Annotated in this window: 12 protein-coding genes and 1 pseudogene; 10 read left to right on the top strand and 3 right to left on the bottom strand. The window is 74.5% G+C overall.

Annotation, left to right across the window (positions count from 1 at the left end):
- The first annotated feature begins 53 nt into the window (after positions 1 to 53).
- Positions 54 to 831 (top strand): annotated as a pseudogene (locus ABD223_RS36915) (transposase family protein).
- Positions 832 to 864: 33 nt separating this feature from the next.
- Here ABD223_RS36915 and ABD223_RS36910 read toward each other — a convergent pair.
- Entirely contained in the window at positions 865 to 2256 is a 1392-nt protein-coding gene (locus ABD223_RS36910; RefSeq protein ID WP_344041713.1) for an NF041680 family putative transposase, read from the bottom strand.
- 272 nt (positions 2257 to 2528) lie between these two features.
- Between ABD223_RS36910 and ABD223_RS36905 the strand changes: the two genes are divergently transcribed.
- From ABD223_RS36905 to ABD223_RS36865, 9 genes are all read left to right on the top strand, one after another.
- Positions 2529 to 3248, top strand: a complete 720-nt coding sequence (locus tag ABD223_RS36905) for a DinB family protein (protein WP_344041711.1) — start codon at positions 2529 to 2531, stop codon at positions 3246 to 3248.
- A gap of 23 nt (positions 3249 to 3271) precedes the next feature.
- Positions 3272 to 3895 (top strand): sensor histidine kinase, encoded by a 624-nt coding sequence (locus ABD223_RS36900; protein WP_344041709.1) that lies wholly within the window; start codon positions 3272 to 3274, stop codon positions 3893 to 3895.
- The gene (locus tag ABD223_RS36895) at positions 3892 to 4281 is read left to right on the top strand and encodes a response regulator (RefSeq protein ID WP_344041707.1); all 390 of its coding nucleotides are present in this window, start codon (positions 3892 to 3894) and stop codon (positions 4279 to 4281) included. Before ABD223_RS36900 ends, ABD223_RS36895 begins: the two co-directional genes overlap by 4 nt.
- A 26-nt stretch (positions 4282 to 4307) precedes the next feature.
- The gene (locus tag ABD223_RS36890) at positions 4308 to 4748 is read left to right on the top strand and encodes an STAS domain-containing protein (RefSeq protein WP_344041705.1); all 441 of its coding nucleotides are present in this window, start codon (positions 4308 to 4310) and stop codon (positions 4746 to 4748) included.
- A 116-nt stretch (positions 4749 to 4864) separates the two neighbouring features.
- Positions 4865 to 5932 (top strand): spore photoproduct lyase family protein, encoded by a 1068-nt coding sequence (locus ABD223_RS36885; RefSeq protein WP_344041703.1) that lies wholly within the window; start codon positions 4865 to 4867, stop codon positions 5930 to 5932.
- Between the two features lie 504 nt (positions 5933 to 6436).
- Complete coding sequence (locus ABD223_RS36880) at positions 6437 to 9340, top strand: helix-turn-helix transcriptional regulator (RefSeq protein WP_344041701.1); 2904 nt, start codon at positions 6437 to 6439, stop codon at positions 9338 to 9340.
- Entirely contained in the window at positions 9337 to 12099 is a 2763-nt protein-coding gene (locus ABD223_RS36875; RefSeq protein ID WP_344041699.1) for an AAA family ATPase, read from the top strand. Before ABD223_RS36880 ends, ABD223_RS36875 begins: the two co-directional genes overlap by 4 nt.
- The gene (locus ABD223_RS36870) at positions 12096 to 14846 is read left to right on the top strand and encodes an AAA family ATPase (protein WP_344041697.1); all 2751 of its coding nucleotides are present in this window, start codon (positions 12096 to 12098) and stop codon (positions 14844 to 14846) included. Before ABD223_RS36875 ends, ABD223_RS36870 begins: the two co-directional genes overlap by 4 nt.
- 478 nt (positions 14847 to 15324) lie before the next feature.
- Positions 15325 to 15975 carry a helix-turn-helix transcriptional regulator gene (locus ABD223_RS36865; RefSeq protein WP_344041695.1) on the top strand — a complete coding sequence of 217 codons (651 nt, stop codon included), beginning with the start codon at positions 15325 to 15327 and terminating at the stop codon, positions 15973 to 15975.
- A gap of 94 nt (positions 15976 to 16069) precedes the next feature.
- Here ABD223_RS36865 and ABD223_RS36860 read toward each other — a convergent pair whose 3' ends face one another.
- Together ABD223_RS36860 and ccrA are read right to left on the bottom strand one after the other, a co-directional pair.
- Entirely contained in the window at positions 16070 to 17857 is a 1788-nt protein-coding gene (locus tag ABD223_RS36860) for an NAD(P)/FAD-dependent oxidoreductase (RefSeq protein ID WP_344041693.1), read from the bottom strand.
- 66 nt (positions 17858 to 17923) lie between these two features.
- Positions 17924 to 19282 (bottom strand): crotonyl-CoA carboxylase/reductase, encoded by a 1359-nt coding sequence (gene ccrA / locus ABD223_RS36855; protein WP_344041691.1) that lies wholly within the window; start codon positions 19280 to 19282, stop codon positions 17924 to 17926.
- Positions 19283 to 19354: the final 72 nt, after the last annotated feature.

Raw genomic sequence — 19354 nt, 5'->3', positions numbered from 1 at the left:
CGCACACTTTCGTCTCAATAACTCGGTGACTGATCGGCTGGAATGATGTGGCTGTGCAGGTGATCTCGGCGTCCCGGTCGGAGTGGATCGCGCCCTTCACCGGCTTAGCCAGGGCAGTTCCGCAAGCTGGTGAAGATCGTGGCCGAGCACGGCGGTGACGCCATCGCCGACGAGCGTCCCGGACGGCAGTGGCGGCTGGACCTGGCCGATCGGGTGCTGCTGGTGGCGACCTACTGGCGCACCAACCTCACCATGCGGCAGCTCGGGCCGTTGTTCGGCGTCTCCCACGCCGCGGCCCACCGGGTCATCGACACCGTCGGCCCGCTGCTCGCACTCGCCCTGGTCCGGCGCCGCCGCATCGACCAGGTGGCGATCGTGGACGGCACCCTGGTCCCGACCCGCGACCACCGCCTCGCCGCGCGCTCGAAGAACTACCGCTATTCGACCAACCTGCAGGTGGCCATCGACGCCGACACCCGTCTAGTGATCGCCACCGGCGAGCCGAAGCCGGGCAACCGCAACGACTGCACCGTCTACCGCGACTCCGGCATCGCCGACACCCTGGCCGGACGTCCGGTGATGGCCGACGGCGGCTACCAGGGCAACCCCGAAGTGATCACGCCCTACCGCAAACCCCGCGACGGCGGCCCGCTCGAAGACTGGCAAGAGGATCTCAACACCACCCACCGTTCGATCCGAGCCCGCGCCGAACACACCCTGGCCCGCATGAAGAACTGGACCGTCCTGCGCGACTACCGCCGCGCCGCCCACACCCTGCGCGACACCGCCTCCGGCATCGCCCACCTCCACAACATCACCCTCACCGGCTGACCGAGAGGCGCTCGGCCACCGCCACAAGACGAGTTACGTGACATTCCTGAAGCGTTGCGCGACAACACGGTTCTTCGACCCGGCAGGTCGTCCCGGTCCGGGCCGGACAGGTTTCGGTGCCGCTGCTGGGCGGGCGATCTTCGTGTGGAGGTTGCGAAACCCGCGCCGGACACGAGACGGGGTGAGCCTGGCGGGTTCGGCGGGCCGTTCCCAGGGGTGGCGCAGGTCGGCGACCAGCGGGCGGGCCAGGCGCAGTTGGGTGTGGGCGGCCAGGATCAGCCAGGTCCAGCGGTCGGCGGCGTCGGGATCGCGCAACCGTGGCCGGGTCCAGCCGAGGGTCTGCTTGAGCATGCGGAAGGTGTGCTCGATGTCGAAGCGCCGCAGGAACATCCGCCACCACCGGTCGATCTCGGCCGTGTCGGCGTCGACGTCGGAGCACCACAACCAGACGGGTTTGTTCACCCCGCCGGAGGGCAGCCGCTGCACCGTCAGGCGGATCACGGTGCCTTCGATGATCGGCAGTGGTGCGGTGTGGTCGATCCAGGCGTTGCGTCGGGTCAGTCGTGGGTGCAGGCGATTCCAGGCTTGCGCGGTGGCGGTGCCGTAGAGGCGGGTGTCGGTGCCGGTGGTCACGTGCTCGGTGCCCCAGGTGGCCGGATCGCCGAAGACGAACTCACCGCCGTGCTTGGGGAAACGTCCGCCCAATGGGTTGTGGGCCCTGGGCGGGATCGGGCGGCGCAGCACCCGGTCCGACCGCATCCGCCCGAGAATTCGCACCGGCAGGTCGGCCACCAGGTAGGCGATGCGGGGCGCGTCGTAGCCTGCGTCGAGCACCACCAGGATCTCCGGATCGCCTGGGCTCCACTGCCCGGCGGCGATCAGCCGTTCGACCACCCCGCGCACCTGGACCACGGTCACCGCGGCGACGTCCGCGCCGGGTGGCAGCCGGACTGCGTCCGGCAGCGCGGTCCACGAGGTGCCGCCGGCCGCCAGCGCGGCCACGAACGAGTACGGCCGTCCCGGGATCATGCGGTGCTCGTTGCGTCCGCGGCCGTAGGTGTGGCAGAAGGAGCGGTCCGGGCAGGTGTTGCCGTCCGGGCGCAGCCACGGCGAGACGTCCACCGCGAGCACCAGGCGACCGTCCGCCGCGCGAGGCAGCGGCAGCCCGGCCAACGCGTCGCGCAACCGCTCCGGGTCGACCCGGCCGTTGTTGACCGCATCGTACAGGCAGCCATGCCCTCGCCGGTGTTCCGGCGCCAGCGACAGGCCGACCAGCGTCCGCACCGGCCCGTCGGCGCACGGCACGGCGTCGGCCAGCTCGAACAGCCCGTCCGCCCGGCGGGTCAGGCAACGGTGGAACTCACGGCGGAACCCGGACAACGCCCCGAGCGCGGGCCCGGAGTCGAGATGGTGCACACTGATCACGCAGCCCTTTGGTCGATCATCCTTCTGTCGCAAGAGCGATGATCAACCAAGGGCTGCTTCCATGATCAACCGGGGTGCACGTCACCGACCGGAACCTTAAACGGCAAGCTAAGGCAGTCAGAGCTCTGGCTACCGCCGTCTTTTAGTGCCGATGCTGCTTGGCGTTGTTCTTCGCAGCGAAAGTCCCAGACCCCTTCGGCTCGGTCAGGACATAGTAGAAGCCAAGGCACGGGGAGGCTGGCTTGTCGGTGCCCGGACCTAGTATGCGGACCATGACACGATATATCGACGAGGATCTGCACGGTGCGGAGTTCCGCGAGTGCGACCTGACCGGGGCACGCCTGATCGGCGTCGTCATGCAGGATGCCGTGATCGATGGGCTCATCACCAACCTCGTGGTGAACGGTGTCGAGGTCACCGGGTACGTCGAGGCAGAGCTCGACCGGCGTCATCCGGTGCGGGTGCTGATCCGCTCCGAGGACCTTGCCGATCTGCGCGAGGCGTCGCGTCAGCTCCATGCCGGCTGGGCCGCCACAATCGAGCGAATCCGCCGTACGCCCGGCATCGAGCGCCACAGCGTGAACGACGAGTGGTCGGCGGTCCAGACGATGCGCCACCTGGTCTTCGTGCATGACTCGTGGTTCCGCCGCTGTTGCCTGGGCTCGACGGAGCTGTTCACGCCGATGGGCATCGGGCCGGACGTCGAGCCTTACCGTGGAGCGCACGGGCTTGACCTCTCACTCGATCCGGACTTCGACGAGATCGTGAGCGTGCGTGACGCACAGGCCGCCGAGCTCGAGGCCTGGCTCGACAAGGTCACCGCTGAGCAGCTCGCAGCGCCGGCGCCGGTGCCCGACGACGATGTCTGGCCGCCGTACGCCCAGGGCCGCTCGGTGCGGCGGTGCCTCGGCACGGTGCTGAACGAGACCTTCGAGCACCACCGCTTCTGCGTTCGCGACCTCGACCTGATCGAGGCACAGGACGCCGAGTAGGGCCGACTCTGGTAGGCCACCTGGTGGAGGCCCAGGAGCTGGAGCGCCGCCGCATCGCCTGGGACGTGCACGACGACTCGATCCAGGCGATGGTCGCGGTCGGCATGAGGCTCCAGTTGCTGGCCGGCCGGCTGCCCGCCGAGCACGCCGACGTGGTGCGCCGGCTCGACGAGGCGGTCGGGGACGCCATCGGCCGCCTGCGCGACCTGGTGTTCCGGCTGCGGCCGCCGGAGCTGGACCGGTACGGCCTGGTCGAGGCGCTGGACCGCTACCTCGCCGACGTGACCGGCTCGTGGGAGGTCGGCTACCGGCTGCGGCACGCGCTGGACCACGAGCCGCCCGCCGACGCGGCGATCACGGTCTTCCGCATCTGCCAGGAAGCCGTCACCAACGTCCACAAGCACGCGCGGGCGACCACCGTCGAGATCACCCTGTCCTCCGTCGACAACGGCACGCTGGTCGAGATCGCCGACGACGGGGTGGGGATCGGGGAGCTGCCCGGCCGCAACACCTCGGAGCACTTCGGCACCGTCGAGATGCGCGAGCGGGCGGAGACCGCGGGCGGCTGGTGGTCGCTGACCGACCGGCCGGGCGGCGGCGCCCTGGTCCAGTTCTGGGTCCCGACACCGGTGGAGGTCGAGCGGTGACGCCCGGCAAGCTCAGCGTGGTCATCTCCGACGACGACGCCATGATCCGCGACGCCCTGCGCGAGGTCCTGGACGCCGAACCCGACCTGGAGGTCGTCGGGGTCGCCGCCGACGCCGACGAGGCCATCGCCCTGACCGCGCGGCACGCGCCGGCGGTCGTGGTCCTCGACGTCCGGATGCCCGGTGGCGGCGGGGGCCGCGCCGCCCGCGAGATCCGCAGGTTGGCGCCCGGGACGGGCATCCTGGTGCTGTCCGCGCACGCCGACCTGGCCGCCGTGGAGGAGGTCCGGGAGGCCGGGGTCACGGAGTACGTCGTCAAGGGCGCGCCCAACCGTGACATAGTGGCGGCGGTGCGACGCCTCGGCACTGGTAGAACGTCGGGATGACACCGCAGCCCACAGCGGGAGCCGCCGTGACCGAGCCGATCGAACCGCCGCCGTTCGACCTCGACGTGCGCGTCGACCGGGCCGGCGATGCCCATGTTGTCGCTCTTTCGGGTGAACTTGACATGGACAGCGCGCCGCCCGTGCACGCCGCTGTGGACGACGCCCTCAGCGCCACGCCGCCGCTGCTGGTCCTGGACCTGACCGAGGTGGTGTTCTTCGGCTCGCCGGGGCTGTCGCTGTTGTTAGCGGCCCACGAGCGGGCCCTCGGCGCGGGCGGCGCGGTCGCCGTCGTGGCCGACCGCAGGCCGGTGCTGAGACCGCTGGAGGTCACGGGCGTCACGGAGGTGCTCGACGTCTTCGCCTCCCGGGCCGAGGCGCTGGACGCGCTGGGGTCGGTCGTCCAGCGGACGGGCACGTCCGCCACCGGCGCGCCGGCGCCGGACCCCGGTCGGGGCGCGGGCGGGTAGTCCCGGTCGGGTCGACTCGCGGGGCCGGCTCGCGGTGGGTCGGCTCACAGGGTGAGGCGCGGCACGCGGACCGGCTCGTCGTGCGGTTTCGTCGGTCCCGCTCGGACACTGGAGGGGTGACCACCGCACCGCCGCTGATCTCGCCCACCCGCATCTACGTGGAACCCGCCGCCGCCGAGCTGCCGCGCGGTCGGGCGGTGCTCGACCGGTTCCCGGACGCGGAGCGGGTCGAGGTGGCGAGCCACTGGCAGATCCCCGAGCTGCACGGCGACGAGGCGAACGCGCGCCGCTGGGTGCGGATCAAGCGGGAAGCGCTCGTGCTCGGCGTCAAGAAGTCGTTGAGCGCCCGGCCCAACGGCCGGTCGGCGCACTTCATCGCACCGTCCACCGCCAACGGGTGCGCGATGGCGTGCGCCTACTGCTACGTGCCCCGGCGCAAGGGCTACTCCAACCCGATCACGGTGTTCGCCAACATCGAGCAGATCACCGGCTACCTGGCCAGGCACGTGGCGCGGCAGGGACCCAAGGTCGAACCCGACCAGGTCGACGACCACGCCTGGGTCTACGACATCGGGGAGAACTCGGACTGCGCGGTCGACGCGCTGGTCAGCGACAACGTGCGCGACCTGGTCGACCTGTTCCGGGACCTGCCGACGGCCAAGGCGTCGTTCGCCACCAAGCACGTCAACCGGGACCTGCTCGACTGGGACCCGCGCGGCCGCACGCGCGTGCGCTTCTCCCTCATGCCCGAGAGGACCGCGAAGCTGCTCGACATCCGCACCAGCGCCATGGCCGAGCGGCTGGCCGCGCTGGACGACTTCCGCGCGGCGGGCTACGAGGTGCACGTCAACCTCAGCCCGGTCGTGGTGCACGACGGGTGGCTGGACGACTGGCGCGAGCTGCTGGAGGCGCTGGGCGACGCCGCCTCGCCCGAGACCCGCGCGCAGCTCGCCGCCGAGGTGATCATGCTGACGCACAACCGGGCGCTGCACGACGTGAACCTGCGCTGGCACCCGAAGGCGGAGGAGCTGCTGTGGCGGCCCGACCTCCAGGAGGTCAAGCGCAGCGAGGGCGGCGGCGTCAACGTGCGGTACCGGGCGGGCCTCAAGCGCGGGCTGCTCGACGAGCTGCTGGCGCTGATCGACCGGCACGCGCCGTACCTGCGGGTGCGTTACGCCTTCTGAGCGTACCGGTGGGTTTCGTGTGGGAATTGCGGGAACCGGTGTGCGATCGGCTTCTCTAGTGCCGTCGGGTGTTGGTGTCAAGGTTATTCACGCCGTGCATATTTAGGTGGTGGTACCGGTGCGAGAAGGGAAAAAAGGGCAACCCGGTGGCCCGTTCGATCAGCACGTCGTCCGATCGTCCTACCGGTCCACGCGGTGGGAGGTGCCGCGTGGGCCAAGCCCGCTCTGCGCGGCGAGCGAGGCTTCCACCTGCGTGAACTCCGCGCCTGCCTGATCGGGCCGGGCGCGGGTGGGCGCACGCGCGCCCCGGCCGCAGCCGCGGGTGGCACAACGGGGGAAATCCGCGCAATTTGTGAATTTTGTTCATGGGGGTTTCACGGGGTTGTTTTCCGGGTCACTCCACTTCGGGGCGGGCTTGACGGTTCGGTGTTCGTGGATAACATCGGTCGAGTGGGTGTCGCCGGTTCTTCCCCGGCTGTGATCGGATTGTGCGAAAGGGGCTCGATGTCGGTCGGTCCGGGTCTTTCCACCTCCCCGTGCAGACCGCTCGTCGGGCGGAGCCGGGAGCTGGCCGTGCTGGCCGGCCACCAGCGGACCGGTGGCGGCAAGGCCGTGCTCGTGCGCGGCCCGGTGGGCGTCGGCAAGACCGCCCTGCTCACCGCGGCGCGGGCCGCGACGCCCGACCCCGCCGCCACCGTGCTGACGTGCTCGTGCGACACCTCCACGACCTCGGTCGCCTACGGCGCCGTCCGCCGCCTGTTCGCGCCGCTCGTGCGCGCCGGCGCGCTGGAACCCGGCTCACCCCTGGTGCGGGGCGGCGCCCGGCTCGCGCGGTCCGCCCTCGTGCCCCTCCCGGGGGGCGCGGGCCCGGAGCCCTACGCCGTGCAGCACGGCCTGTACTGGTTCGCGGTCAACGCCATGAGCGGCGCGCCGCTGGTGCTGGTCGTCGACGACGTCCAGTGGTGCGACGAGCGGTCGTTGGCGTGGCTGGGTTTCCTGCTGCGCCGGGCGGAGGACATGCCGCTGGTGGTGCTGCTGGCGCAGCGCACCGGGACGCCCGTGGCCGCCGGCGACGCGCTCGCGGACCTGCTCGCCCTGTGCCACTGCCACGTGCTCGACCTCGGGCCGCTGGCCGAGGACGGCGTCGCGGAACTCCTCACCGCCGCCTTCGGCGTCGAACCGCACGCGGAGTTCACCCGCCAGTGCGCCGAGGTCACCGGCGGCTACCCGCTGCCGCTCGACCGCCTCGTCGACCGGCTCCGGGCCGCGGGCACCCCGCCCGACGAGCGCGGGGCCCGGCAGGTGGCCGACGTCGGCCGGGCCGTGGTGGCGGACTCCGCGCTCGCCGTCCTGGCCCGCTCGTCACCCGACGCCCGCGCGGTCGCCCGCGCCCTGGCCGTGCTCGGGCCCGGCGAGGCCGAGCCGGTCGCGGCGCTCGCCGAGGTGTCGCACCAGGCCCTGCTCGCCGCCCTGGAGGAGCTGCGCGACGACCGGCTGCTGGCCGACACCGGGCGGGGGTTCCGGCACGACGCGGTCCGGGCCGCCGTCCTCGACGACTGCGCGCCCGGTGAGCTGACCGCCCTGCGCGGGCGGGCGGCCGTGCTGCTCAACGACGCGGGCCGGCCCGCCGAGGAGGTCGCCGGCCTGCTGCTGGCCCTGCCGGAGCTGACCGAGCCCTGGATGGCGGGCGTGCTCCGGGAAGCGGCGGCCTGCGCCGAGGGCCGCGGCGCGCCGACCGCGGGCGCCCACCACCTGGCCCGCGCGCTGGAGGCGGACCCGACCGACGTGCGGGTGCGGGTGGACCTGGCCCGGATGCTCGCGCAGACCGAGCCCGCCGCGGCCGTCGACCACCTCGAACGGGCGCTCGCCCGGACCACCGACCCCCGGGAGCGGGCCCCGATCGCGGTGCAGCTGGCCCTGACCTCCCTCGCCGTGCAGCGCTCGCTGCGGGCGGTGGTCGTGCTGACCGGCGTGCTCGACGAGCTGGACGCGGTGATCGGCCCCGACCCGAAGCCCGCCGACCGGGAGCTGCGGCTGCTGGTGGAGGCGACCGCGCTGATCTCCGGCGCGGACGAGAAGACGACGCTGCGGCACGCCATCGTCCGGTCGCGGGCCGCGCCGCCGCCCGCCGGGGACACGCCCGCCGAGCGGCAGGTGCTGGGCATGACGGCCGCGATCGGCGCGCTGGAGGGCCGCCCGGCGCGGCTGGTCACCCGGCTCGCCGAGGGCGCCGCCCGGGGCGGCGACGTCACGCCCGGCGGGTGGGCGCTGTTCGGCGCGACCCTGGCGCTCCACCTCGCCGACGAGGTCGACGCCGCGCTGCGCCTGCTGGACCGCCTGCTGGAGGACTCCCGGGCGCACGGCCGGATCTGGACCCACCACCTGGCGCTGAGCACCCGCGCGACCGTCCGGCACTGGAGCGGCAACCTCACCGAGGCGCTGGCCGACGCGCAGATCTCCGTCGGCATCGCCGAGCAGTTCCCGTGGCGGGCGAACACGACCGCGCCCCGCATCGCCCTGGCCGCCGTCCTGGCCCGGCGCCAGGACCCGGTGGCGGCGCAGCGGGCGCTCGACGACGTGGACCGGCCCCGGGACGAGCAGTTCTCGGTGGAGCACCACGCGCGGCTGATGGTCGCCGCCCGGGTCCGGCAGCAGCTCGACGACCCCGAGGGCGCGCTGGAGCTGCTGCTGCGCTGCGGGCGCAGCCTGGCCGAGGCGGGCATCGGCAACCCGGTGTTCGCGCCGTGGTGGCTGGAGGCGGCCTGCCTGCTGGCCGACCTGGGCCGGCACGGCGAGGGCGCGGCGCTCGTCGACCCGGTCGCCGACCGGGTCGAGCGGTGGGGCACCGCGCGGGCGCGGGGCCTGCTGCTGACGGCCCGGGGCGCGTGCACGCCCGGCCGGCGGTCGGTGCCGCTGCTGGCCGAGGCCGCGCGCACGCTCGCCGACACCCCGGCCAGGCTGGAACGCGCTAGGGCCGAGTACCTGCTCGGCCGGGCGGTGCTGCGGCACGGCAGCGCCAAGGACGCCCGGGAGCACCTGCGGCGCGCGACCGACCTGTCCGTGCTCAACGGCGACCGCGCCCTGGCCGCCGCGGCGCGCGCGGCGCTGGCCGACGCCGGCGGCCGGGTGCGCACGCGGGCCGAGTCGCCGCTCGACCTGCTGACCGGCAGCGAGCGCCGCGTGGCGGAGCGGGCGGCGACGGGGTGGACCAACCAGGCCATCGCGGAATCGCTGTTCCTCACCGTCCGCACGGTCGAGGTGCACCTGTCCAACGCCTACCGCAAGCTGGGCGTGTCCGGTCGCGCCGACCTGCCCGGCGCGTTGCGCACCGCGCCCGCGAACGGCACCGCTGCGAACGACACCGCCGCGCAGCACACCGCCGCGTGCGGCGGGGGCCTGGTCCGGTGAGGCCCGGCCCCGGTGCGCCGGGCGGCGCCCTCGTGCAGCGCGAGGCCGAACTCGGCCTGCTGGACCGGTTGGTGCGCGGCCTGGCGGAGGGCCGGCCCGCCGTCGGCCTGGTCCACGGCCGGCCCGGCACCGGCCGCACCAGCCTGCTCGCGCACGCCGAGGAACTGGCGCGCGAACGCGGCGTGGGGGTGGTGCGGGCCACGGCGTCCCCGACCGAGACCGACCTGCGCTTCGGGGTGGTCTCGCAGCTGCTGCCCGACGCCGGCGCGGAGGTGGGCGAAGCGCTGCGGTCGCCCGAGGTGCCCGACGAGAGCGCGGTGCCCCTGCTGTGCGGCCACTTCCTGGGCCTGGGCCGGCGCGGACCGCTGCTGGTCGTCGTCGACGACGCGCACCTGGCCGACCGCCACAGCGGGCTGTGGCTGCGGGCGCTGGCTCGGCGCGCGCACCGCGCCTCGCTGATGCTGCTGGTGTCCACCACCAGCACGCTGCCGCAGTCCGGCGCGGACGCCCCCGAGGACCCGTGGTTCCCGGACGCGTCGACCGACCCGGGCACCCACCACGTGCTGCGGTCCGCGCCGCTCGACGAGGACGGCCTGGCCAGGGTGGTGTGGCGGTGGTACGGCGGCGAGCCGCCCGCCGGCCTGGTGCCCGACCTGGCCGCCGCCACCGGCGGCAACCCGGCGGTGCTGCGCGCGGTGCTGGCCGGGCTCGACGAGCGCGACGGGGTCCCGCCGGCGGACCTGGCGGCGGAGGCCAGGCGCGACCAGGTGGGCGCGGTGCTCGCGCACCTCTCCCCGGAACTGCTGTCGCTGCTCAGGGCGGTCGCCGTGGCGGGACGGGTGCTGCCCGCCGGGGTGTTGGCGGTGCTGGCGGACCTCGGCCGGGTGCCGCCGTCCCGCGCGGCGCGGCTGCTGCGCGACAACGGGCTCGCCCACGAGGACGGCGACCGGCTCGTCGCCGACGACGCGGCCACCCAGCGCGTGCTGGCGGACATGTGCCCGGAGGACCGGGCGGAGCTGCACGCGCGGGCCGCCGAGCTGGCGCACCGCTCGCTGGCCGCGGACGAGGACGTGGCCGGTCTCCTGCTCGGCGCGGCGCCCGTCGGCGCGTGCTGGGCCGTGGACGCGCTGCGCCGCGCGGCGGGCGCCCGGGACCGGGTGCCCGGCGACGGGCCGGCGGCCCGCTTCCTGCGCCGCGCGCTGCGCGAACCGGTGTCCGAGGCGCGACGGGCGGAGCTGCTCGTCGAGCTGGCCGCGGTCGAGGCCGTCGACCAGCCCGAGGCCGGGGACCTGAGGCTGGTCCGGGTGCTGCTCACCGACACCGGTCCGGGCACCGCCGCGGTCCGGCTGGCCGCCGCCGACCTGATGCTGGTCCGCAGCGCGGTGGAGCTCGCCCGCCAGGTGCTGGGCGTGGTCAGCGCGCGACCGGACGCCGAACCCGCCGAGCGCGCCACCATGGCCGGGCTGTACTGGCTGGCCGACGACCACTGCCACGGCGGGCGCGACGTGGTGGTGCCCGCCGTCCCGGAACTCCCGCCCGAGGTGCGGGACCCGGACCTGGCGGGCATCTCGGCGTGGCTGGCCGCCGCCCGCGGCGTCGACGCCCGCCGGGCCCGGCGCCTGGCCAGGCTCGGGCTGCGCGCGGGCGGTGACGGCGACCGCCTGCTCGTGCCCAGGATCGTGGCCGCCCGCGCGCTGATGCTCACCGACGACCTGGACGAGGCGCTGGTGGGCCTCGACGACACGCTGGACGCCGCGCGCCGCCGCGGGCTGCGCAGCGCGGTCGGCGCGGCCCTCACGGTCCGCGCCCAGCTGCACCTGGTGCGCGGCCGGGTCGACGAGGCGGACGAGGACCTCAACTGCGCGCGGGTCGAGTACGCGCCGCACCGCCGCCACCCGGCCGCCGTGGCCATGCTGGCCGGCCTGGAGGTGCTGCTCTGGCTCAGCCGGGGCCTGGTCGACCGGGCGGAGAGCGCCGCCGCGACGGCCATGCCGCCCGGCGCCTCGCAGAGCTTCGGCTGGACCTACCTGCGGTTCGCGCGGGGCACGCTGAGGTTCTGCGCCGGCAACTACGAGGAGGCGCTGTCGGACCTGCGGGAGTGCGGCCGCCGGCTGCTGGGCCGCAACTGGCACAACCCGGTGCTGCTGCCGTGGCGGTCCCTGGCCGCGCTGGCGCACACCAGGTGCGGGCGGACCCGGGAGGCGGACCGGCTGTTCGCCGAGGACCGGGAGCTGGCCGAGCGGTGGGGCACGCCCACCGCGCTCGGCCTGACCGGGCTGTGGCGCGGGTGCGGCTCGACGGGCGAGACCGCGCGGGCCGCGTTAGCCGACGCGGTGCGGGACCTGCGGGCGTCGCCCGCCCGCGGCTGGTACGCGCACGCCCTCTACGAGCTGGCCGCGCACCACGCCGCCGAGGGCGACGGGCAGGCGGCAGCGGCGCTGCTCGCCGACTGCGGGCGGCTCACCGCCGTGCGGACGGACGGCATCCTGCGCCGGCGGGTCCAGGAGCTGACCGGCAGGTTGTGGGCCGCGCGCCGGCCGGTGGTCGTCGGCACCTGGCCCGAGCTGTCGGAGACCGCCGAGCGGATCGTGGAGCTGGTCGTGCGGGGCATGTCCACGGCGCAGGTCGCCGACGCGCTCTCGGTCAGCCGCAGGTCCGTCGAGCTGCACCTCACCGCGGTCTACCGCGCCTTCGGCGTGACCGGGCGGGCGCAGCTGCGGGCCGTGCTGACCGACCTGGGAGGGGTGCCCGCGCCGTGACGCCGTTCGAGCGCGAGTCCGAAGTGGACCTCATCGCCGACGCCCTGCGCCGGGCGGGGGCGGGCGCCGGTTCGCTGGTCGTGGTCAGGGGCCCGATGGGGATCGGCAGGTCGGCCCTGCTGCACCGGGCGCTCGCGCTCGCGACCGAGGCGGGCGGCGCGGTGCTGCGGGCCCGCGCCGCGCCCGCGGAACGCGGGTTCGACCACGGCGTGGTGCGCCAGCTGCTGGAGCCCGTGCCGCGCGTCGACGTCGAACCGCACCCGTCGCCGCTCTTCGCGGGAGAGGCCCCGCCGACGCCGCACGAGCTCTTCCACCGGTTCCGCGCCGAGGTCCGGGACCTCTCCCGGGAGCGCCCGGTGCTCGTCGCCGTCGACGACGTGCAGTGGGCCGATCCGCCGTCCCTGGCCTGCCTGGCGTACCTGGGCAGGCGGCTGGGGCCGCTGCGGGCGGTCCTGCTGGTGTCCCTGCTGGACGGTGACCGCGGCGCGGAACTGCCCGCCGCGATCGACCTCGTGCGCGCGGCGCGGGCCGTGCTGCGACCGAAACCGCTGTCCACCGCGGGCGCCCGCGCGCTGCTGGCCGGCCGGCGCGGCGGCCCGGTCGACGAGCAGCACGCCCGCGAGTGGCGCCGGCACACCGGCGGCATCCCGCTGCTGCTGCACGCGCTGCCCTCCGGGCCGGACGACGGCGACCCGGGGTCGTGGCCGGTCGCGGACCTGTCCGAGGTCGTCGGCCGGTGCCTGCGGCTGCAACCCGGGCGGGTGGGCGCGACGGCCGACGCGCTCGCCGTGCTGGACAGCCCGGCGGACCCGGACCTGGTGCGGCGGCTGGCCGGGTTGGACGAGGTGGACGTCGCCGAGGCCGTCCGCGCCCTGCGCGCGCTCGGGCTGCTGGCGCCCGGCGCGGACCTGGCGTTCACCGCGCCGGTGCTGCGCCGGGCGGTGCGCGGCGCGATGGCGGCGGCCACCCGGGAGGAGCTGGAGCTGCGGGCCGCGCGCGCCCTCTACGGCAGCGGCGAGGTCGAGCGGGCCGCCGACCACCTCGTCGCCACCACGACACCCGCGGGCGAGTGGGCCGCGAACGTCCTGCGCGCCGCCGCCACCACCGCCATGGTCGGCGGGGACGCCCCGAGCGCCGTCCGCTACCTGCGGCGGGCGTTGCTGGACGGCTCGCCGGACGGCCCGGACCGCGGCCGGCTGCTGGCCGACCTCGCCGCGGTCGAACTGGACCACGACCTGGTCTCGGCCGTGCGGCACGCCCACCAGGCCCTGCCGCTGCTGCCGTCGGCGGTCGAACGCGCGTCCGCCCTCTGCCTGACCCCGGTCGTGCCGGCGCTCGGCGGCACGCCCCGGCTGGAGGAGGTCCGGTCGGTCGCGGCGGAGCTGGGCCCGGCTGACCGGCTCACCGGCCTGGAGCGGGAGATGGCGCTGAAGCTGGAGGCCCGGCTGCGGCTGGCGGGGCAGGAGGACCCGGCCCAGCTCGCCGACGCGCACGAGCGGTTCCTCGCCCTCGGCCCGCGACCGCCGCTGGACTCGCCCGGCGAGCGGGAGCTGTGCGCCGTGCTGCTCCACGCGGGCGCGCTGACCGGGCGGGTCGAACCGGGCGCGCTGGCCGAGCTGGGCAACCGGGTCCTGGCCAGGGAACCCGCCGCGGCCTCCCGCGCGTGGGCCACGCCCGGGGTGCTGACCACCACCCTGGTGGCGGCCGAGTCGGTGGGTGAGCTCGGCCGCTGGCTCGACGCCGCCACCGAGGACGGCCTGGCCCACCGCAGGGTGCTGCCGCTGGTGGCCGTGCGCACCAGGCAGGCGCTGGTGGCCCTGGTCACCGGCAGGTTGGTCGAGGCTCGGGACCTGGCGCGGCGGACCATCGCCGAGGTCGACCCGGCGCTGGTCGAGGTGATCAGCACCTGCGCGGTCGTGCTCTGCGCCGCCGCCGTGGAGCTGCGCGAGCCCGAGCTCGCCCGGTACGCGCTCAGCCGGTGCCCGACCCGCGCGGAGAACTCGCGGCTGGCCTCCCTGACCGGCCTGCTGCGCGGTTCCGCCGCGGTCGCCGCGGGCGACCTGTCGGTGGCCGTGGAGCACTTCGCCGACCTGGGCAGGCACGTCGACCGGATCGGCTGGCGCAACGGCGTGCTGTTCCCGTGGCGGTCGCGGCTGGTCACCCTGCACGCGCGGTTGGGCAACACCGAGCTGGCGCGCGGGCTGAACGAGGAGGACCTGGCGGAGGCCCGCCGGGGCGGCGTGGCCGGACCGATCGGCCGCGCCCTGCGGCAGCGCGGCGCGCTGGTCGGGGGCCGGGCGGGGATCACGGCGCTGAAAGACGCCGTCGACGTGCTGGCGCCGTCGACCAACCGGGTGGAGCTGGCCAAGGCGCGGGCGCTGCTGGGCAGGCGGCTGCGGGAGGCCGGCGACGACGCCGCGACCGCGCACCTGCGGGAAGCGCGGCACCTCGCGCTCGCCTGCGGCATGACGTGGCTCGCCGACCGGGCGGGCGCCGCGCCGGGACCGCGCCCGGGGGACGGCCGCCGCGCCGACCTGACCTCCACCGAGCGCCGGGTCGTGGAGCTGGTCATCGACGGGCACCGCAACAAGGACATCGCCGACCGGCTGGGCGTGGGCGCGCGTGCCGTCGAGAAGCACCTCACCAGCGCCTACCGCAAGCTCGGCGTGCGCGGTCGGTCCGAGTTGGCCGGCGCGGTGCCGCCGCCGGGCGCCGACGGGTGGTCGCGGGGGTCCCGCGCCGGGTAGCGGCGGCGGTTCCCGTTCCCCCTTTCCCTTTCACCTCGCGTTCGCCGGTCATTCCGCCCCGCATTGGGTGCGCAGCGGAATGACCGGCTTGGCCGTCGTGCGGTATGTTGCACTTCCGTAAAAAGCAGTGGGCGGGTCTGTTCCCTTTCCCGGGTACCGGTCGTTCCCGTGAATTCCGCGACCCGCGCGTTCGGCGGGGTGGGTCGCGTTGCGCCGAACAGCGGCTCGGTGTGGGCCGTTCGGTGCCGTATGCCGGTCCGCACGCACCGCCCGTCCTCGCCCCATCGGGAACGGGGACCCACAGTTTTAGTGGCGCCACGACGCAGGTCGTTGCCTGTTACCGCGTGGCTCCATAACGTGGTCGGTAATCCCGTTGGTCACCGCCGGGATCCGCGGTGCGGGCGGTGTGCAATTCACCGGCCGGCGCGGGAAGCCACGTTGAAGGGGGTAGTTGACCGTGAGCGGCGCGACGAGAGCGATGCCCACACCTGCCGCGGCCGGCGGCGCCGGTCGAGGTGACGAGCAGGCGGATTTCCTGGGTTCCCTGGCGGAGAGCTCGGGCCTGTGCATGGCCCGGCTGGACCGGGGGCTGCGCGTGGTCCGGGCCAACGGCTTCTTCCGCCGGCAGTTCTCGCCCTCCGCGGAGGACCTGCGCGGGCGCAGCCTCTACGACTTCCTGCACCCCAGGGTGCACAGCCGCGTCGGCTACCAGTTCCGGTACCTGGCCGAGGGCAGGCGGACCTGGTTCGCCGAGCGGGTGGTGGCGATGCGGCCGGGTGCGGCCGAGTTCGACGGCGCCCTCACCGGCGTGGCCAGGCGCGGCAGCACGGGCATCACCGTGCTGCTCAAGACCGCCGCCGGCGAGGGCGGCGAGCGGGACGTGGTCGGCGACGACCGGCTGTCCGAGGTGTCCGCGCGGGTGCTGGAGCGCGTCGCGGCGGGCGAGTCCAACCCCGAGATCGCCACCCGGTTGCGGTTGAGCAAGCAGGGCGTGGAGTACCACATCGGGACGATGCTGCGCCGGTTCGGCGTGTCCAACCGGGCCGCCCTGGTGTCCCGCGCGTTCACCGCAGGCCTGTTCTCCGGCGCGGAGTGGCCCCCGCACGTGCTGCCGCAGTACATCAGGTGAGCCACCGGCCCCGGCCCGCGTCGGGTGACGCGGGCCGGGGCCGGGATCCCCGGTCGCACCGGGTGGAGCCCGCGGCGGTCAAGGGCCGGACCGCTCAGGCCCCTGTCACGTGCTCGTCCGCCGCGTTGTCGTCCGCCGTGACCATGCCGGCCCGCATCAACCGCTTGAGCAGTTGCAACTGCGTGGCGGTCAGCTTCGTCTCCAGCTGCCGCAGCGACGCCGAGCGGGACCGGAGGATGTCCAGCAGCTCCGCCGCGCCCTCCCGGCCCAGCCCCCGCACCTCGGCCGCGTCGGGCTGGTCGGCGAAGCCGAAGCGCAGCGCCGGCGCGGGCGTGGCCACCGGCGACACGACGGCGTCCCCGTTCCCGATCGGGTCGCTCCAGTAGCGGGCGATCGCGGCCCGCGTCTCGTCGTCGACCTCCGCGTCGAACGGCGGCGCGGGCATGAACGCCTTGAAGCCCGGCGCGTCCAGGCCGACCGTCTCCCGCGCGGTGACCCCGGCGGCCAGCCCCAGCGGCGCGTGCTCGTCGACGGGCGCGGGCTCGGCCCGCTCGGCGGCGCGCGCCAGCGGCCCGGCGCCCTTGGGCACGGACCCGCTGATCACCTGCATCAGGTTGGGCGTGACCGCGGTGTTCAGCAGCACGTCGAAGGTCCGCTCCTGGATGTCCAGGTCCGGCCCCGTGCCGCGGTGGTGCCAGTAGATGCTGTCCGGGTGGTCCTTGCCCAGCGCGTGGTACCACTGGTCGATGGACAGCGCGAAGGTCTCGGCCATGCCGTGCCAACCCTCGTCGTAGTCGCGCCACAGGTCCCCGAGCGACCGGCGGTCCAGGTCGCCGGCGAGCGTGGTCTCCAGCAGCATCGCGGCGTTGGCGGCCTGGTTGGTGGCGAACGCGACGCCGGAGGAGAACAGCGGGTCGACGAAGTAGGCGGCGTCGCCGACGAGCAGCCACCGCCGGTCCAGGTCCGCGAACTGGCCGTTGATCATGGAGTAGTTGGTCGCGGTGTTCATCTTGTCCGCGACGGGCTCGACGTCCTGGATCAGGTCCTTCAGGTGGGGCACCTGCCGCACGGTGCGCAGGAAGACCGCCGGGTCGGTGAAGTCCAGGCCGTCCTGCTTGAGGATCTCGGGGATGGTGACGATGCCGATCGAGTGGGTCAGCTTCCGCTCGCCGTCGATGATCTTCGGCACGGGGATGTACCAGCACCAGCCGTTGAGGAACGCGAAGCAGCCGATGGGGGAGAGGTTGTCCTCGCGGAAGATGTTCCAGTCGCCCGGCAGCGACTGGGCGTCCTTGCCACCCAGGTAGTGCTGCCAGATCGCGATGTTGCGGTAGCCGGACAGCCAGTCCCGCTTCTGCTTGGCCGCGATGCTGTTGCGCCGGCCCGACGCGTCGACGAAGTAGGAGGCGCGCACCTCCCTCCCGCCCTTCAGCGTCACGGTCGCGCCGTCCGCGTCCGGCTCGAACGCGCTGACCGACACCTCCTCGAACACCTCGACGCCCAGCGACTCGGCGTGCCGCAGCAGGATCTCGTCGAACTCGGACCGGTTGACGTGCATCGCCCACCGGCGCACCCCGTCCTCCGCGGCGTGGCGGCCGTCGAAGAAGGCGGTCAGCGGGGTCTCGGCCCAGTTGAAGATGCCGCCGAACTTCTGCACCCAGCAGTCGCTGGCCAGCACCTTCTCCAGCGCGCCGCTCTCCTGGAGCACCGACATCATCTGGTGGGCGAACGACTCGCCGATGTGCTCGCGGGGGTGCTTCTCCTTCTCGAACAGCGCGACGCGCAGGTCGGTGCGCTTGGCCAGCAGCGCGCCCAACGTGGAGCCCGCCGGGCCGCCGCCCATGATGACCACGTCGTACTCCGAGCCGATCTCCTTGCTCATGGGCCTACTTCCTGGTGAGGGGAGCGACGCCGCGGCACGGCGCCGGGTACGGGCGTTCGGGCGTCCTCATCGGACGGACGGCGGGACCGGCGCGGGCGACGGCGCGCCCAGCGGGTTGAGCCGGTCCTCGCCGATCCGCTCGCGCAGCGCCCGGTCGGTGACGCCGAGCCCGCTGGTGGGCGCCATGCACAGCACGCCGACCTTGCCGATGTGGTCGTTGTTCTGCACGACCCGCGCGGCCTCGGCCACGTCGTCGAGCGGGTGGACGGACGACAGCACCGGCGCCAGGTGCCCGAGCCGGAACAGCCGGTTGCACTCCGACTTCTCCTGGAGGTTCGCGACGTGCGACCCGATGATCCGCTTGAGGTTCATCCACAGGTACCGGTTGTCGAAGGTGTGCTGGTACCCCGTGCTGGAACCGCAGGTCACCACGACGCCGCCGCGCCGCACCACGAACACCGAGATGCCGAACGTGGCGCGCCCGATGGAGTCGAAGGCCACGTGCGGGTCCTCGCCGACCTCCTTGCGGATCACCCGGCCGAGCCGCTTGCCGTGCTCGACGGCCAGCTCCGGCGAGTCGCCGCCGCCGTCGATGCCGATCTCCGACCGGTTGATGACCACGTCGCAGCCGAGCCTGCGCAGCACCTCGGCCTTCTGCTCCGAGCCGACCACGCCGATCGGGATCCCGCCCGCGTTCTTCACGAGCTGCACCGCGTACACGCCGAGGCCGCCGGTCGCGCCCCAGATCAGCACGACGTCGCCCTGCTTGATGCGCGCGCCGTTGTCGCTGACGAGCATCCGGTAGGCGGTGCCCGCGCACAGCGTGATGGACGCCGCCTCCTCCCACGTCAGGTGCGGCGGTTTCGGCAGCAGCTGGCTCGCGCGCACCACCGCGTAGTGGGCTAGGCCGCCGAAGTTCGTCTCGAAGCCCCAGGCCAGCTGGGTGGTGCTGAGCATGCCGTCGGCGTGCGTGGCGGGGTCCTGGTCGTCGACGTAAGCGCCGCTGAGCACCACGTGGTCGCCCGCTCCCCAGTGCCGCACGCCGTCGCCGACGCGCACGACCACCCCGGCCCCGTCCGAGCCCAGCACGTGGTAGGGCCGGTCGTGGCGGGCGGCGTACCCGCCCTTGCGCCCCAGCCGCTGGAGGAAGGTGAACGTGGGGATCGGCTCGAAGGTCGCCGACCACACCGTGTTGTAGTTGATGGAGCTGGCCATCACCGCGACCAGCACCTCGTCGGGCGCCAGCTCCGGCATCGGCACCTCGCCGACGTGGAGCGACTTGCGGACGTCCTTGTGCTTCACGCCGCGGAAGAGGTCGACGTCCTCCACTCGGGTGTGCGCGGCGGTGTAGTGGGTGGGCAGCGGTGTCCGGGCCAGCTCCTCGGCCCCGGCACCCGCGAGGACCGCGTCCATCAAGGCACTCACGTCGCTCTGACTCCTTCGTCGCTGATCGCCGGCCGGCGGCGGCGGGGACGGCGGCGGCGACTGGGCGTCGGC

Source organism: Saccharothrix xinjiangensis (genome assembly GCF_039527585.1).
Lineage (GTDB): Bacteria > Actinomycetota > Actinomycetes > Mycobacteriales > Pseudonocardiaceae > Actinosynnema > Actinosynnema xinjiangensis.
This window is presented reverse-complemented; position numbering and strand designations above follow the sequence as displayed.